The sequence below is a fragment of the Dechloromonas hortensis genome (assembly GCF_009469765.1).
In the GTDB taxonomy this organism is placed as follows: domain Bacteria; phylum Pseudomonadota; class Gammaproteobacteria; order Burkholderiales; family Rhodocyclaceae; genus Azonexus; species Azonexus hortensis.
The window spans coordinates 440,088-453,954 of record NZ_SSSQ01000002.1 but is presented as its reverse complement, the minus strand read 5'-3'; the positions used below and the strand labels follow the sequence as shown (position 1 = coordinate 453,954).

General features: G+C 63.1%; 11 protein-coding genes. 7 read left to right on the top strand and 4 right to left on the bottom strand.

Annotated features, from left to right (window positions below; all coding sequences use genetic code 11):
• Positions 1-36: 36 nt before the first annotated feature.
• The 4 genes from GH663_RS05425 to GH663_RS05410 all read right to left on the bottom strand — a co-directional run bounded on the left by GH663_RS05425 (position 37) and on the right by GH663_RS05410 (position 7,178).
• The gene (locus tag GH663_RS05425; protein WP_153130647.1) at positions 37-1,110 is read right to left on the bottom strand and encodes a WD40/YVTN/BNR-like repeat-containing protein; all 1,074 of its coding nucleotides are present in this window, start codon (positions 1,108-1,110) and stop codon (positions 37-39) included.
• A 69-nt stretch (positions 1,111-1,179) separates the two neighbouring features.
• Complete coding sequence (locus GH663_RS05420; protein WP_153130646.1) at positions 1,180-2,529, bottom strand: DUF1329 domain-containing protein; 1,350 nt, start codon at positions 2,527-2,529, stop codon at positions 1,180-1,182.
• Positions 2,530-2,540: 11 nt separating this feature from the next.
• Entirely contained in the window at positions 2,541-4,322 is a 1,782-nt protein-coding gene (locus tag GH663_RS05415) for a DUF1302 domain-containing protein (protein WP_153130645.1), read from the bottom strand.
• A 171-nt stretch (positions 4,323-4,493) separates the two neighbouring features.
• On the bottom strand, positions 4,494-7,178 hold the full coding sequence (locus GH663_RS05410) for a helix-turn-helix transcriptional regulator (protein WP_153130644.1): 2,685 nt from the start codon (positions 7,176-7,178) through the stop codon (positions 4,494-4,496).
• Positions 7,179-7,401: 223 nt separating this feature from the next.
• On the opposite strand from GH663_RS05410, the gene GH663_RS05405 reads away from it, so the two are divergent.
• From GH663_RS05405 to GH663_RS05375, 7 genes are all read left to right on the top strand, one after another.
• A complete protein-coding gene (locus GH663_RS05405) occupies positions 7,402-7,710 on the top strand; it encodes a Rieske (2Fe-2S) protein (RefSeq protein ID WP_153130643.1) in 309 nt (102 codons plus the stop codon).
• Between the two features lie 37 nt (positions 7,711-7,747).
• Positions 7,748-8,773 (top strand): universal stress protein, encoded by a 1,026-nt coding sequence (locus GH663_RS05400; protein WP_153130642.1) that lies wholly within the window; start codon positions 7,748-7,750, stop codon positions 8,771-8,773.
• A gap of 32 nt (positions 8,774-8,805) precedes the next feature.
• The gene (locus tag GH663_RS05395; RefSeq protein ID WP_153130641.1) at positions 8,806-9,786 is read left to right on the top strand and encodes a quinone oxidoreductase family protein; all 981 of its coding nucleotides are present in this window, start codon (positions 8,806-8,808) and stop codon (positions 9,784-9,786) included.
• A gap of 19 nt (positions 9,787-9,805) precedes the next feature.
• Positions 9,806-10,663 (top strand): TauD/TfdA dioxygenase family protein, encoded by an 858-nt coding sequence (locus GH663_RS05390; RefSeq protein WP_153130640.1) that lies wholly within the window; start codon positions 9,806-9,808, stop codon positions 10,661-10,663.
• 105 nt (positions 10,664-10,768) lie between these two features.
• Positions 10,769-11,824, top strand: a complete 1,056-nt coding sequence (locus GH663_RS05385) for a beta-keto acid cleavage family enzyme (protein ID WP_153130639.1) — start codon at positions 10,769-10,771, stop codon at positions 11,822-11,824.
• 133 nt (positions 11,825-11,957) lie between these two features.
• Positions 11,958-13,268 carry an MFS transporter gene (locus tag GH663_RS05380; protein ID WP_211371063.1) on the top strand — a complete coding sequence of 437 codons (1,311 nt, stop codon included), beginning with the start codon at positions 11,958-11,960 and terminating at the stop codon, positions 13,266-13,268.
• A 29-nt stretch (positions 13,269-13,297) separates the two neighbouring features.
• Complete coding sequence (locus GH663_RS05375; RefSeq protein WP_153130638.1) at positions 13,298-13,852, top strand: RBBP9/YdeN family alpha/beta hydrolase; 555 nt, start codon at positions 13,298-13,300, stop codon at positions 13,850-13,852.
• Positions 13,853-13,867: the final 15 nt, after the last annotated feature.

The window sequence follows — 13,867 nt, the reverse complement described above, 5'->3', positions numbered from 1 at the left end:
CATCTCCTGTGGGTTTTTTCTAGTTTTGTCGTTGAATTACTGGATCACCTGGGCGCTGACACCCCGCGCCCCGGCAATCACGCTTACATCGCGGCCCAGACAGGCAACCGCGGAGGCCGGCACGGCCTGCTCCAGCTTGACCGGCCGAAAACTGGCGCCACTGTTGTCGCTGAGCAGCATCCGCCCAGCCTGGCTGACCAGGACGATGCGCCCTTCGCCGCAGACGCTGCTGCCGGTGACGCCGTCCTGCAGGCCGGTTTCGATCTTCTGCCAGCTAGCGCCGCCATCAAGGCTGCGGAAGGCATGACCACGCAAGCCGTGGACGATGACCGCACCGTCGCTGCCGGTTACCCCGAAGAACGTTCCTCGGTAGCCAGTTTCCAGTGTTACGAAACGTTCACCGGCGGCATCGAGCTTCTGCACCAGGCCCTGTTCGCCGACAATGTAGAGGCTGTTGCCGACCTTGCGCAGGGCATAGAAATGCAGGCGATTGGGGTTCGCCGTCCGGTGGAACCAGGGCTCCCAGGTCTTGCCGCCATCGGCGGTACGAAAGATCAGGTTGAAGGCGCCAACGATGAAACCGTTGTTCTCGTCCGCGAACCAGACGTCGAGGAAGGGGTTTTCCGCCCCCTGGGCGGCGATGCGGCCGGCCTCGTCGATCAACGCGGCGGCAGCCTCCGCCGAGCCAAGGCTGCCCTTGGCCGCTTGCGCAGCATAGAAATCGCTCATGATCTTGCCGGCGCCGCGGCCATCGAGCTGGCGCGTCCAGTTCGCGCCACCGTCGACGGAGTGCAGCACGACACCATCATGGCCCACCGCCCAGCCCTTCTCTGGCGTCGGAAAGCTCACCGCCACCAGGTCGGAACTGACCGGCACCTGCGCCTGCCGCCAGGACTTGCCGGCATCGTCGGAATAGACGATATGCCCGCGCTGACCAACCGCAACTACGCGGCGCCCGGCATTGGTCACGCCATTGAGCAAGCTCTTGGCAGCGAATGGGCTCTGCCGGGCCGGCGTATCGAGCACATCGCGAAAACCGTCGGCGCTGGCCGCCAGCGGCAGGCCGAGGGTCAGGGCAAGGCAAGGAAGGATGAGGTTGCGGATGTTCATGGCGTGCTCTTCGATAGAGAAGGGAATGCCGGGCAGCAGAAGCCTGCCGCCCGGCCTGGATTTGCCGGGTTAGCGGATACCGGCACCGGCCAGCGCATCCGGCGACCAGTCACGCTCTGAAGCCGGCTTGCCGTGGCGCATGCCGCCGGTTTCGGCGGTGTAGCCGCTCAGCGAGTAGGAACCGGCGATCAGGTCGTACAGGCCATGCATGTCGGTCCAGGGAGCCGGCGCATCGTAGCTCTGCGTCGGATAGGCAAAACCGACACGGAAGAGCTGGCCACGGGCGTCGTATTCATCCGAGGCAACGATGGTCCAGCTGTCCTCGTCGATGTAGAAGGTCCGCTTGCTGTAGATATGGCGCTTGCCTTCGCGCAGGCTGGCATCGACGACCCAGACGCGGTGCAGTTCCCAGCGGACGAGGTCCGGATTGAGGAACTTCGGCTTCAGCAGGTCATCCTTGGTCGAGTTGTAAGCCATCTTGTAGGCGTTGTACGGCACGAACATTTCCTTCTTGCCAACCAGCTTGAAGTCGTAGCGATCCATCGAGCCGTTGAACAGGAAGACGTTGTCGAAGGTGGAGGTGCCGCCGGTCCCCGGATTCGGGGTGTCGTGGGCGAGATCCGGGGCGACCTTGACGCGACGCTGGCCGGGCAGGTATTGCCAGGCACGACGATCCTTTTCGGTGTAATCGAGCGGATCGATCAGCATCAGCGCCTCGCCGGCCCGACGCGCCGGGCCGGTATAAGTGATGCGCTGCTTGTAGTAGGTACCGGAATCAGCCTTGTCGGCCTCCCAGTACGGATACTCCTGGGCGATGGTGCCTTCGGTCGACACCGAGGGGCGCCCCGAAGCATCGATGTTCCAGTTGCGATATTTCACCGAGTAGGCGATCCCCTGGTAACGAACCAGATGGTTCCACATGACCTCGAAACCGGTCTTCGGGATCGGGAACGGGAAGCCGGCGTGGCAGCCATCCATCGAACGACCGCCGCTGGTGGTCTTGGCGCTGGTCGCGCACTTGCCGGTGTTGTCCTCGACGAACTTCGGATAGGCGACCGAACGCTGGGTCTTGTAGACGTCGATACGGTAGTCCGGGTACTTCTTCATCAAGGCCTTGGTGCCTTCGGTCAGCTTGTCGCCGTATTTGTCGATGGATTTGCCGTCGACCGAAAACATCGGCTTGTCGTCGGCATAGGGATCGGGTCGCAGGCCGTCACCGGCCTTGAAACTGGCCGGTGCCTTGGTCAGGCCGCCGCTATAGGCCGGAATCGAACCATCCTTGTTGCCAGCCTTTTCGGCGCCGATGGTGGTCAGGGAAGTGCCGAGTTTTTTCGCTTCGTCGGCGGTGACGCCGGCGTAGGCGCTGCTGCCGGCGGCGGAAGCCAGCGCGGCAATGAGCAGGGTTTGCTGAAATCGCATGGTGTATCTCCTTAGAATGTGGTTTTGAATGTCAGGCCGAGGAAATCGCGGTCCTTGAGCAGGGCCGACAAACCGTTGGGCGTTACCGTGTGCAAGCCGGTGGCCGGGTTGTAAGCGGTATCGTTCAGGCGACCGAAATAGCTGACGTACTTCAGGTCGATGCGGTGTTTCTGGAAAATATCGAAGCCCAGGCCGAGGCTATAGTTGCCAGTCCCCTGGTTGCCACCCAGCGTGGTTGCGGCATTGCCGCTCAGGCCATAGGAAACCGTGACCGGCGCCGACATGTCGACCCCAGCCATGACCTGGTACCAGGTCGGCGCGAAGCTCGCCCCGAGGCCGAAATAGTCGCGGGTCGCGCAGTTGAAATGCCAGTCACCCGATGGGCAGCCACCATAACCGACGCCCTGGAAGAGGTCGGCCCCGCTGCTCACCTTCTGCAGGCGGCTCCAGACCAGTTCGGTCGCCCAACTGGCCGAATCGAACAGCATGGTCTTCGGCACGATGCCCAGAACATTGATCAGGCCATGCATGGTGTCGCCGCGCGGGCCGGTCGTCTCGCCGCCTTCGGGCATTGCCGCACCGGCGAGCGGAACGCCGAGCAGCCTGGCGGCCAGCGGCGTGTTGTGACGATAGGACAATTCGACACCAACACTGAGCCCGCCGATATTCTTGGCCAGGCTGATACCGAACAGGTCTACGTTGTCGGCATAGAGGAAGTTGTACTGGCTGCCGTTCAGCAATGGCACATTGGAAGCGGCACCCAGCGCCGGATTTTTCGGCGTCTTCGTTTCTTTGGTAACGAGGATCTGCGGCACCTTGTCGGTGTAACGGCGGTAGTAGAAGCCGAGCGTGCCGTCGAGGGCCTCCGGCGACCAGCGGGCGCTCAGGCCGAATTCGCCATTCTGGTCAGGCTTGATCGCGCCGCCGTTCTTGTAGCCGATGAACTGGCCTTTATACGGTCCTAAGGCATTGAGGTTGGGCAACTGGGTGACGCGGTAGCTGTCCGGGCCGTTGAACAGCATGTCGCCCGGGCCGAGATAGGTGCCGCCTTCGGGATAGCGGTAGGACTCCCATTCCAGGAAGTACTGGCCGGCCAGCGACAGGGTATCGGTGACCTGAACCTGGCCAGAAACCTGGTTCAACGGCCGGAACAATTCCTTGGCCTCGACGCCCGGCGTGGCAAAACCCTTCTGCAGGTCAAGCGGCATCTGCGCATACGAAATGCCATGCAGGGCGCCGCTCAGGAACAGCGACTCGCCCCAGAACACGGTATGGCGGCCAGCGCGCACCTTGGTCGGCACATTGCCGAGGTCGACATTGGCAAAGACGAAGGCATCGAGCAGTTCACCGGAGGGCCCCGCGTAGTAGCGCTTGGTGTAGTTGCTGTACTTGGTATTGTTGTAGCTTGCCAGGCTGGCAATCCGCGGATTGGCGCGGCTGTCGTCACCATAGGCGGCGTCGTACCAGCCGGCGGCGCTGATCCGGCTACCGACCATCTTCTTGTAGGAGACATCGAACTCGGTCAGCAGATCGAAGCGATTGGTCACGATGTCGCCACGGTCGAAGCTATAGGTACCCTCGTCCGATTGCAGGTTGTTGCCGATCAGGTCGCTGCGCCCCTTGGTCCGGGCCCCCACGTTGTAGCGCACCGTGTTGTCCCAGCGCATCTCGACATCCTCGTTGCCGGTGTCGATATTGAATGCCGCAGCATTGCCACCTGCTCCCAGCGCGGCAACTGCCAACACGATGGGACGGATGCGATTCCACTGCGAGCCTTGTCTCCGTTTATGCATTATTTTCTCTTCTTTCCTGGCTGATTAATCAGAGAGGTCTGTCTCCAGACTGCTTCTGGGATCTGATTATCCAGAGCGCGCGCCAGCTTCCCCCCCCAGAAACGGGGGGTTAGTCAGGTAAAGAAGGGGGGGTAAAACGGGCCGGGGCAAGCCCCCGGCCGGAAGAAGCTGTCAGTCAGCGCCTTCGAGCAAGCCGAGCAACTGGGCCCGGCGGACGACGTGCTTGCGGGTGCCGGCATCGAGTTTGCCGAACAGGTTCTTCAGATGCCACTTGATCGTCTCTTCGCCAACTTCCATGGCCTGGGCGATTTCCTTGTTGGAAAGATTGCGCGCCAGATGCTCCAGCACTTCGCGTTCCTTGGGAGTCAGCACCATGCTCGGCACCGCGCGCGGTGCGGCGCTTGAACGCTGGGGAAGCGGGCGGGCCGTACGCGCCATCTGGATCCGCTGCCCCCCATCCTCCTCCGAAATGCGCTGCACCCAGTCGGCAAGCGCCGGGTGGGCATCGACAAAGACCCGGGACAGGCTGAAGGTCTGTGCCAGATTGATCGCCTCGAGCAATAGCGGTCGCCCCTCCTGACCGGCGCGCTCCATGGCGAAAGCGCGCAAGGCCATGGTTTCGATGCGCCAACGCCCCAGCTTCGCGCTTTCGATCAGTGTCAGGGCACGGGCCAAGGCCTCAACTGCCGCCGTCCATTCCTGCGCGGCGATCAGGGCGTGAGCATGCGCCAGCCGCTGCAGCACCTCAACCGATGCACGCCAGAGCGGCCCCTTGCCAACTGAATGTTCGGCGATGATTTCATCGATTCGCTGGACCAGCGCCCGGCAGGTTTCCGTCCGGAAGCGGGCGGCATGCATACGGACCTGCTCGCCCAGACTGGCAACGCAAAGCCTGGGCAGATTACGGGCAACACCGACGGCGCTCATCACTTCGAGCAAATCGAGCGCCCGGTACTCGACGCCCTTGGCAGCGGCAATCCGGGCCGCCGTCCGGTAGCCGAGCAAGGCCGTTTCCGGCGTACCAACCCGTTCGAGCACATCAAGCCGGTTGGCCAGTAACGCAGCCGCTTCATCCACCTGGTCGCGCTCGAAAACCGCCCATGCCAGCAGCGATGCAATCATGCAGGAGAGCGGGTGGCGCCGCCCAAGCTCGGCATCGGCACTAGCGAGGGCCGGCCGCAGGATCTCCTCGGCCAGCACCCCCTGCCCTTCCCAGATATAGCTCAGACCACTGATGAAATCGCCCCAGCGGGCGCCATAGCGATAACGCTTGTCGAAATCGCTATGCGGCACCGCCTGCAGGCAACGCCGGCCGCGCGCCGGGTCGCCGGTCAGAATGGCCATCGCCGCCTGCCGATTGGCGTGCATCTGCAACAAGCGCTGCTCCCTGTCCGGCGGCGGCCCGCCCAGCCAGGGCTGCAACAAGTCAATGTAGCGGTCCGGCTCGTCGGCATAGTAGGCCGCCCCGCTGGCGATCAAGGCGCACTCGTAGCGCAACAAGGTATCGGCCGCTGGATTGTCGATGATGTCCTTGACCAGCGCGGCAGCCTCGCCATGGCGTTCGCTCAAGGCCAGGGCCCAGGCGGCGGCCAGGCTCAGCCTGGGCCGTTTCTTCAGTTCGACCTCGGGCAGCAGATCAAGCCAGCGCAACACCATTTCCTGGTGTCCCTGGGTCACCGCATCGTAGAGGCACTGCTCGGCCAGATCGTAGGCCAGGTCGTGCTGACCCGCTTCATGGGCATGGCGCGCCGCCTCCTGGATCATGCCGTGATCGGCCAGCCAGCGCATGGCCCGCAAATGCAGATCGCGCTGTTCCGCCGCCGGCAGTTCGGCCAGTTTGCGACGCAAGGCGTCGCGCACCAGGTTGTGCAAGCGGACCCAGTCGCTGCTATCGCCGACCACGAAGACCGGCGTTTCGCGAATCAGCCGGGCCAGTTGTTCGGCCGCCCCGGCCCCGCCGCTCAGGGCGGCGGCCAAATCGGGGTGAATGAGATCGACGATGGCAATCCGGATCAGGAAATCGGCATCGCCCCCCCCCAGATTGCTCAGCAAGCCGCCGACAAAACTGCCGCCCGAATCACCACCGGACATCATCGGCAAGCCGGCGCGAAGATCACCGCCCTTTTCCAGCCCGGCCATCAGAATCTGCAACCCGAGCGGCCAGCCTTCGGTCAGTTCGTGCAGACGCGCCGCGGTGTCGGCATCGAGCTTTTCGCCAAGACGGTTGCGGGCCAGCGACATGCTTTCATCAAGCCGGAAACGCAACGCGTCGGGCCCCAGCGACAGCGCCTGGCCGTAATCGACCAGATCGGCAATCGCCGCATCAAGGCCGGCGCGCGCCCCGATGACGACATGCAGATTCGGTGAAAGGTTGTGCAGCAGATAGGTCAGTGCGGCGAAGTTGCCGCTCGACAAGCGCTCCGCTTCATCGACGATCAGCACCATGTCGAGGGAAGTCTGCGCAACTTCGGCCAGCCAGGCGGTAACGCCTTCCAGCTCGCCCGGCTTGGTGCCCATGTTTTCCAGCAGCAAGCGCCCGAAAGCCGGGCGCCCGCAGCCGAAGCGGACAGCCTGGACCAGGCAGTGCAGGAAACGCTGCAGGTCGTCGCTGTCATCTGCCGTCACCCAGGCCACCGCGGCGCCACGCGCCAGATACTCGCGCCGCCACTGGCCGAGCAGCGAGGTTTTGCCGAAGCCGGGCGGTGCTTGAACGACGATCACCGGGCGATCGCGAAACTGCTCATCGGCCAAGCTCAAGCGTGGTCGGGGCAGTTGATGGCGCGGCGCGCGCGGCGGCATCGTCTTGAGCACCAGCTCGGAATAAGTCGCGCTGGCGTCGATAGGTGCGAAGTTCATCGGGCGTGAGTTCTCTAGGGAATCGTTATCGTATTTGCCGAACAACATTCGAAACAGACCGCCATGTTCGCGTCTCCAGGCGAACAATCCAGCGACCTTCATTTATACGATAAAACAAAATCACCGGTTTCCTGAAATAGTTATATCCCCCCCTTTTTCGAGGGGGGTCCGACGACGATCGATCCCCTACGATTCAACCAAGCCTGATACCCGTGAGTCAAAGATGAACTTCGTCGAAACATATTCCCTGCACGACATTGCCCCCGGTAAGTCGCGCCCCGTGCGCATCGGGACGACGGATATCGTCCTCTTCAATGTCGACGGCGCCATCCACGCCCTGGAAAACGCCTGCCTGCATGGCGGTGCGGCACTGAGCGGCGGCCGGCTGTGCGGCAAGGTCGTCGCCTGCCCGGCCCACGGCTGGCGTTACGACGTGACCAGCGGCGCCTTGCTGATCGCACCCGAGAAGGGGCTGAAAACATTCCCCGTCAGGATCGACGACGGAAAAATCTTTGTGCAAGTCGAAGCATGAAGATCACCTTTAGAACAATATTGCGCTAGGAGTCGCCATGTATCGTCACCTGCTGGTACCCATCGACAACACCGATCTGTCGACCGTCACGGTTGGCCGTGCCGTCGAATTCGCACGCACCCTGGGCGCCCGGATCACCTTTTTCCATGCCGCCGCCGATCATGCCGCTTCATTGCGGGGCGACGCCGAGATCGTGCGTCTGACCTCGCCTGACGACTACAGCTACAACTTCGAGGGACGAGCCCACGAACTGCTGACCAAGGCGGAATCGGCAGCCCGCGCCTACGGCGTGCCCTGCGCCTCGAGCACGGCGGTCAGCGACTCGCCCTATAGCGCAATCATTGATGCTGCCCGCGCTGAAGGCTGCGACCTGATCTTCATGGCCTCGCATGGCCGGCGCAGCACGCTGGGCATGATGCTCGGCTCGCAGACGCTGAAAGTGCTGATCAACTCGGAAATTCCGGTGCTCGTTTCGGCGATGGCCGATCCCCCCGCCCCGGCCCAGGCCATCGCCACCATCCGCGATGAGCATCGCTCCCTGGCCGCGGTCCTGCACGCCTGGCTGCACGCGCTGAAGCCGGCCGGCGACGGCAAGGCCGCCCCCGATCCGGCCCTGATGAAAGCCATGGTGCATTACATCCAAGCCTTTCCGGTCGCCCTGCACCACCCCAAGGAAGAAGACTATCTGTTCCGCAAGCTGCGCGAACGGACCGCAGCCGTCAATCCGGAACTCGAGGAACTGGAACGCCAGCACGACCGGGACGAGCAGATGGTGGCCGACCTGGCGACGGCGGTCGATGAATACATCGCCGGCCGCAAATCGGCCGAGACGCTGGAGAAATCCGTCGCCGCCTACGCCAAATTCATGTGGGAACACATGGGCCGCGAAGAAGGTGTCATTTTGCCGGAAGCACAGCGGTACCTGACCGATGCCGACTGGAGCGAAATCAACGCCGCCTTTTCGGAAAACCGCGACCCGCGCTTCGGTGGCGAAACCGATGCCGAGTTCAGGCACCTCTTCTCGAGAATCGTCAATCTGGCGAAACCCGGCGACTCGAAGTAAACATCAGATAACAGAAATACCAAGGAGAACACATGGAAAAGGCAATACGATTCTATGAGGCCGGCGGCCCCGAAGTCCTGCGACTGGAAGACGTCGCCGTCGGCGAACCCGGCCCGGGCGAAGTCCGCCTGCGCCACGTCGCGGTCGGCCTGAATTTCGCCGACACTTACTTCCGCAACGGCACCTACCCGATTCCCCTGCCCGCCGGCATGGGCGTCGAAGCGGCCGGCGTCGTCGAGGCCATCGGCCCCGGCGTCAGCAATGTGGCGGTCGGCGACAAGGTGACCTACACCGGTTTCATCAACACCTTGGGCGCCTACAGCACGGCCCGCATCATCGCCGCCGCGCCGCTGATCAAGCTGCCGGCCGGCATCGAATGCGAGACGGCAGCCGCGATGACCATGCGTGGCCTGACCTCGGCCTACCTGATGCGCCGCATCTATGACTTCAAGGCCGGCGACACCATCTTGCTGCATGCCGCCGCCGGCGGGGTCGGCCTGATCGTTTCGCAGTGGGCCAAGCTGCTCGGCCTGCGCGTCATCGGTACCGTGTCGACCGAAGAGAAGGCCGAAGTCGCCCGCGCCCACGGTTGCGACGAAACCATCAATTACAGCCACGAGGATGTCGCCAAACGGGCTCGCGAACTGACTGACGGCGTCGGCGTCAATGTTGTGTTCGACAGCGTTGGCAAGAGCACTTTCCTGGCTTCGCTCGATTCGCTGAAGCGCCGCGGCCTGATGGTCTGCGTCGGTACTGCTTCCGGCCCGATCGACGGCTTCAACCCGCAATTGCTGGCGATGAAGGGTTCGCTCTACCTGACCCGCCCGGCGCTCGCCGACTACATCGCCGACCCGGCCGAGAAGACCGAGCTGGCCAACGAAATTTTCGGTCACGTCGCCGCCGGCCGCATCAAGATCGAAATCAATCAACGTTATGCATTGCAGGAGGCAGTGCAGGCGCACCGTGATCTGGAGGCCCGCAAGACAACCGGGTCATCCATTTTCGTAATTTGAGGAAAGAGGAGACAAAAAAATGAGAATCGAACAACTGACCTGCGCCGTGGGAGCTGAACTGCTCGACATCAATCTCGGCGATGCCGTGCGCGACGACGGCCTGTTCAAGGAGATCTACGCCGCCCTGCTCAAGTACAAGGTACTTTTCCTGCGCGACCAGGACTTGAACAAGCTGTCGCGCAAGGACCACATGGCCTTCGCCCAGCGCCTCGGCGAGCTGGAAACCCACCCGATGGCGCCCAGCCATCCGGAGGCTCCGGGCCTGGTCCAGATCTACAAGAATCCGGACAGCCCGATGGATCGCTACGAGAATGCCTGGCACACCGACGGCACCTGGCGCGAGACGCCGGCCCTCGGCTGCGTGCTGCGCTGCATCGAATGCCCGCCGGTCGGCGGCGACACGATGTGGGCCAACATGGTGCTGGCCTACGAAAAGCTGCCGGAATACGTGAAGAAGGAAATCGCCGGCCTGATCGCCAACCACAGCTTCAATTCCTCCTTCGCCGCCGCGATGCCGCAGGAAAAGCGCCTGGCGATGAAAGCCCAGTACCCGGATGCCGAGCATCCAGTCGTCCGCACTCACCCGGAAACCGACGAGAAGGTGCTGTTCGTCAATGCCTTCACGACGCACTTCGTCAATTACCACACCAAGGACCGCGTCCGTTACGGCCAGGACTACAACAAGAACGGCAGCGACCTGATGCAGTACCTGATCAGCCAGGCCTACAACCCCGAATACCAGGTGCGCTGGCGCTGGAAGCCTTACAGCATGGCGATCTGGGACAACCGCAGCACGCAGCACTACGCTGTCATGGACTACCCGCCGTGCCATCGCAAGATGGAACGCGCCGCCATTGTCGGCGACAAGCCTTTCTAAGCCTCATCCGGGTTGAGCGCTGCGACTACAGGAATACCTGCGGGTCCTGCGGTCGACCCTGAAAATTCGCAAAAAACCACATCAAAATTATTCAAGGAGCATCACATGAACTTTCTCGACGGATCCCTCTGGCCGGAAAACCAGCAAAAACTCGTCATCACCTGCGCGCCCTACGGCCCCGAATGGGAACCGGCTGACTTCCCGGCAGACATCCCGGTCACCATGGAAGAGCAGATCCAGAAGGCGGTCGACTGCTATAACGCCGGCGCCACCGTGCTCCATGTCCACGTCCGCGAACTCGACGGCAAGGGCTCGAAGCGCCTGTCCAAGTTCAACGAACTGCTGGCCGGCATCCGTGCCCGCGTTCCGGACATGATCCTCCAGGTCGGCGGCTCGATCTCCTTTGCTCCGGAAGGTGAAGGCGACGTCGCCAAGTGGCTGTCCGACGACACCCGCCACATGCTGGCCGAACTGCAGCCGCGGCCGGACCAGGTGACCATCGCCATCAACTCCAACCAGATGAACGTGGTCGAACAGATGTGTGAAGCCGACGTCGCCGGCACCTCGCTGGGCGAGCCTGCCAACTACCGCGCCTACCGCGAGATGACCATCCCGGCCGGTCCGGAATGGGTCGAAGAGCACATCAAGCGGCTGTCTGCCAACGGCATCCAGACCCACTTCCAGCTCGCCAACATCACCCAGCTCGAAACGGTCGAGCGCATGATGCGCCGCGGCGTCTGCAACGTGCCGCTGATCCTGACCTGGGTGGCCATCGGCGGTGGCTTCGATGCGCCGAACATCTACAACCTGGCCAACTTCGTCCGTGCCTGCCCGGACGGCTCCGTGCTGACCCTGGAAACCTCCATGCTCAACGTCCTGCCGCTGAACATGATGGCCATCGCCATGGGCCTGCACGTCCGCTGCGGTATCGAAGACAATATCTGGACTCAGGATCGTTCGCGCAAGATGAGTAGCGTCGAGCAGATCGAGCAACTGGTGCGCATCGCCAAAGAGTTCGGCCGCGAGGTCGCCAACGGCAAGGAAGCCCGCCAGATCTACAAGATCGGCACTTTCTACGAAACCGCCGACCAGACGCTGGCCAAGAACGGCTTCGCGCCGAACCGCAAGCCGGGCCAAAAGGGTTTCACGCAGCACGCCTAAGCCCGGGCACTAGTTGAGTTTCTACAAGTAGCATGGGCAAGCGGTCCTCCCCTGACCGCTTGCCCACAATAAAAAACCTGCCGGATGCGCCTAACGGCTCGCCGACACGGTCATAACTATCAGGAGACACCCCTTGGCCGTTTACATTGCAGATTCGCCGCCGCTCATGTCGGCCGCCCCCCCTAGCGTTCCGCGCACCTATGCCTGGATCGTCTTCGCCCTGACCTTCGGCTTGCTTTTGTCGGACTACATGTCGCGCCAGGTGCTCAATGCCGTCTTTCCGATCCTCAAGGCCGAATGGAGCCTGTCGGACACTCAGCTTGGCTCGCTCAGCAGCATCGTCGCGCTGCTCGTTGGCCTGCTCACATTCCCGCTGTCGGTCGTCGCCGACCGCTGGGGCCGGGTCAGGAGCGTCATCCTGATGGCCGGCCTGTGGAGCCTGGCCACCCTCGCCTGCGCGCTGGCCGCCAGCTACAACCAGATGTTCATCGCCCGCTTCTTCGTCGGGGTCGGCGAAGCTGCCTACGGCAGCGTCGGCATCGCCCTCATTCTCAGCATTTTCCCGGCCCACATGCGTTCCACCTTGGCCAGTGCCTTTATGGCCGGCGGCCCGGTCGGTTCGGTGATCGGCATGGCGCTGGGCGGTATCGTCGCCACCCATTTCGGCTGGCGCTGGTCGTTTGGCGCCATGGCCGCCTTCGGGCTGGTCTTGGTCATCCTCTACGCCTTCGTCGTCCGCGAAAGCCGGATCAGTTCGGAAGCCGAGAATGCGGCCCGTTCCGGTAAGTCACCCGCCCTGCAGCGCCCCAAGCTGCGCACCATATTCTCTGGCCTGTTCTCGTCGCGCGCGGTTATTGCCGCCTACATCGGCAGCGGTCTGCAACTGTTCATCATGGCCGCCATGCTCGCCTGGCTGCCCAGTTTCCTGAACCGTTACTATGGCCTGCCCACCGACAAGGCCGGGGTCGCCGCCGCCGCCTTCATCCTGGTCGGCGCCATCGGCATGACCGTCTGCGGCGTCATCACCGACCGGGTCAGCCGCAGCGCACCGTCCCGCAAATGGACGGTGGCGATCGCCTACGCCCTGATCTCGGCCAGCCTGCTCCTGATAGGCTTCATGCTGCCACCCGGCACGGCGCAACTGGTCCTGATCGCCCTCGGCATGGCGCTGGTCGCCGGCACCACCGGCCCGGCCGGTGCCATGGTCGCCAACCTGACCCATCCGTCGATCCACGCCACCGCCTTTGCCACGCTGACCCTGGCCAACAACCTGCTTGGCCTGGCCCCCGGCCCCTTCGTCACCGGCATCCTCGCCGACCACATCGGGCTGATGGGTGCCATGCAGGTCGTGCCGTTGATCGCCCTCGGTGCAGCCGCCGCATTCGTCATCGGCAAGCGCTACTACGCCGCAGACCTGCAGCGCATGCATGCCATGCAAATCTGATTTTCAACCTCGATTCATTCAAGACCACCATGAGCACTTCCCCAACCATCCTGATCGTTCCCGGTCTGCGCGACCACGTCGAAGAACACTGGCAAACCATTCTCGAACGCAAGCTGCCCAAGGCCTGCTCGGTGGCACCGCTCGAACACGACAAACTGAGCTGTGCCGCCCGCGTCGAGGCTCTGCAGGATGCCATCGCCAAAATCGACGGCCCGCTCGTCCTGGTCGCCCACAGCGGCGGTGTGATGATCGCCGTACATTGGGCGCAAAAATACGATCGGCCGATCCAGGGCGCCCTGCTCGCCGCACCGGCCGATCTTGAATCGCCGCTGCCGGCCGGTTACCCGACGCTTGACGCACTGCGCGACAACGGCTGGCTGCCGATCCCGCGCCGCCGACTGCCCTTCCCGAGCATCGTTGCAGCCAGCAGCAACGACCCGCTGGCTGATCTCGATCGCGTCAAGCAATACGCCGCCGACTGGGGCAGCGAACTGGTCGACATCGGCGCCGTCGGCCACCTCAACCCTACCGCCGGCTTCGGCGAATGGCCGCAGGCGGAAGAACTGCTCGGCCGGCTCGTCTGAGCCGACCGGCAAGAC

Coding starts and splice junctions, on each gene's coding strand:
- GH663_RS05405 (WP_153130643.1), top strand. CDS start 7,402: ATGAACTTCGTCGAAACATATTCCCTGCACGACATTGCCCCCGGTAAG.
- GH663_RS05385 (WP_153130639.1), top strand. CDS start 10,769: ATGAACTTTCTCGACGGATCCCTCTGGCCGGAAAACCAGCAAAAACTC.
- GH663_RS05390 (WP_153130640.1), top strand. CDS start 9,806: ATGAGAATCGAACAACTGACCTGCGCCGTGGGAGCTGAACTGCTCGAC.
- GH663_RS05425 (WP_153130647.1), bottom strand. CDS start 1,110: ATGAACATCCGCAACCTCATCCTTCCTTGCCTTGCCCTGACCCTCGGC.
- GH663_RS05415 (WP_153130645.1), bottom strand. CDS start 4,322: ATGCATAAACGGAGACAAGGCTCGCAGTGGAATCGCATCCGTCCCATC.
- GH663_RS05400 (WP_153130642.1), top strand. CDS start 7,748: ATGTATCGTCACCTGCTGGTACCCATCGACAACACCGATCTGTCGACC.
- GH663_RS05395 (WP_153130641.1), top strand. CDS start 8,806: ATGGAAAAGGCAATACGATTCTATGAGGCCGGCGGCCCCGAAGTCCTG.
- GH663_RS05375 (WP_153130638.1), top strand. CDS start 13,298: ATGAGCACTTCCCCAACCATCCTGATCGTTCCCGGTCTGCGCGACCAC.
- GH663_RS05410 (WP_153130644.1), bottom strand. CDS start 7,178: ATGAACTTCGCACCTATCGACGCCAGCGCGACTTATTCCGAGCTGGTG.
- GH663_RS05420 (WP_153130646.1), bottom strand. CDS start 2,529: ATGCGATTTCAGCAAACCCTGCTCATTGCCGCGCTGGCTTCCGCCGCC.